This window comes from Chamaesiphon sp. OTE_8_metabat_110 (genome assembly GCF_031382685.1).
GTDB lineage: Bacteria > Cyanobacteriota > Cyanobacteriia > Cyanobacteriales > Chamaesiphonaceae > Chamaesiphon.
Window position 1 is genome coordinate 1 of sequence record NZ_JANMZA010000633.1, and the last position, 2,282, is coordinate 2,282.

Consider the following 2,282-nt stretch of genomic DNA (forward strand, 5'->3'; position numbering starts at 1 on the left):
ATTCTTTTGGTTAGAGTACTATTGAGGGAAATATTTAACTGTGCTAGTTCAGCTTTGATTACGTCACTGACGGGTGATTTCTGCCTTTGGCTAATCGATGTAATATTATGAGCAGATCCTAAAAGTGAGCCTGTCTCCCCAGGTATTTTTATCTGTCCGGTTACTTGGATTTTTAGTTCTTCGTTCTCCACTGTCAATCTTTCTACCATGACTTGCATATCCTGAAGTTGGTAAAGTCTTCCTGCCATGCCCTCGTTTACTTTGCGTAATTTAGTTATTTCGGCTTCAAGTTTTTTAACTTTCTCTCTTAGCTCATTAATAATGACGATTTTAGAGGCATCAGAAGCAGTTTGAGGTTGATGGGGTTTTCCGGCTTGCTGCTGCTGATTTCTTAGCTCTAAAACTCGTACCTTAACCTCTGGATATTTATACAAGTAACTAATTGACACACCAGCTTCTCTCGCTACATTGGCAAAGCTCATCGGCTCATTATTTTTGACAAGCTGATTAATAGCTTTATCTAAATTTTCAGCAGCTCGTTGTTGCTTGGCTACCGCAGCAGCTTTGAGAGCAGCTATTCTCAAAGCCTTGCCATCCTCTTTAGACATCAAGGTTCGTCTCCAGAGTAGCAATGATTCTTTCTAGATTGGTTTTGACATCTTGGTTAACTTGAATCTGTCGCTCCCAACCGTTGGCTTGAACGACTTCTAATACTTGATTAGTCCTTTCTAGTTGTTGTTTATGTCGATCGAGAAATTCTATGGTAGTGCGAAAGTCGCTACATGTTAGACAGGCGTTACCTTTGTTGCAAGTTAATTGAGCGGGCAAGCTACAATAACCATTAGGTAAAGTTTCGGCTAGAACCTTCTTTTTTAACCATTGGAGGGATGAATCGTCATCTAATTCTGTAGTGAGTGATTGAATTACTTCGCCATTAATGTTGACAATCTTGGTACTGAGATATTTGTCTACTTCATTTCTGAGCGTAGAATCATGAATGTGGGCATATACTGATGTCATCGTTGGGGACATATGACCTAAAAAACGTTGGACTATGTGCTGTGGTACGCCATTATTAATCATCCCAGTGCCGACAGTATGCCGAAACTGATGGCTTTGAAATTTCCATCGCTTACCCGATCGATCGCAGATATCAAATTTATCAGCCAATATATTTAGATTGCGAACAAAAGCCTGACTTAGCATTACTGATGGTACCGGAGTGAATTTTTTCTGCCCCGATCTTCTCGCACAGAATAGATATTCATAATCTGTACTCAGACATTGTTTGATATACTCTTGTTGATGCTTAATAATCTGAGCGAGTTCTGGCGATATGGGTAGAGTAGTTTCACGTTTTGTTTTCAATCTCATAAACTGAATAAACCACCCACCCTTACTATCTTGTTTCAGACAATTTAATGGTAATTGGCACAACTCACCGATCCGTAGTCCACACTCTTGAATAACTAATACCATTCTCATTAATGGTTCTGGTAAGCTATCTAGGTGTTGGTTAAGGTTGTAGATTACTTCAGATGGAATATAGCGAGGTAATGGTTTTGTATCGTATTTAGAATAGTCTTCTTTTCTGATTAAATATGGCTGGAGTACAAACCAGCCATTAACGGTTCCAGTTTCAAATAGATTAGCTAGACTAACCAGCCGACTATTTTTTGCTTGTGATGATAATCCTTTTGATTGATTTTCCTCCATGTATGTTACGATGAGTGAGCGATCTATGTCCTCAAAACAATGTATTTCCGGGTGCGCTCTCAAAAAATATGAGAACTCTTTATGTCCGATGAGATTATGATTTAATAAACTCAGGCTTACTCCGCTACTAGCTTTATATTTAATAAATTTCTTACTGGCATTTTTGAGCCATTCTTGTTCGATGGGACGAAAGTTAATTACACTTTCTCCTCTTCGCTCGTGGATCGGAAAGTTTAAACCTAAATCCGATACTAACCATACGTCGTCATTACTACAAGGGCTAAAATAGTAAAGACATCTCTTACAATAGCATTTTTGAATACCATTACATATGGTGTTTTTAAGCTCCTCAGCACTGCCACATTGAGGACAGGTAATCGTTGTTGAACTAACGATTTGATTCTCTGGTGTTGGCGATCGATCTTGTCCGCTCTGATGTTGCATGACTATGCTCCTTAGTCGCTAAGTATTTGTCATATTCATTGCGTAAATCGTCTTCAGTTAAATGTACATAAGTATTCATTGTGGTCTGGATGTTGGGGAGCATCCCACTTTTTATTCGATCG

2 protein-coding genes are annotated in these 2,282 nt (G+C 38.9%); both read right to left on the bottom strand.

Annotated features, from left to right (window positions below):
- On the bottom strand, positions 1-608 hold a 608-nt coding region (locus RMO52_RS22760), incomplete at its 3' end, for a DUF6262 family protein (RefSeq protein ID WP_310418900.1).
- Positions 601-1,716, bottom strand: coding sequence for a tyrosine-type recombinase/integrase (locus RMO52_RS22765; RefSeq protein ID WP_309744341.1), 1,116 nt, complete (start codon positions 1,714-1,716; stop codon positions 601-603). The genes RMO52_RS22765 and RMO52_RS22760, both read right to left, overlap by 8 nt.
- Positions 1,717-2,282 lie beyond the last annotated feature (566 nt).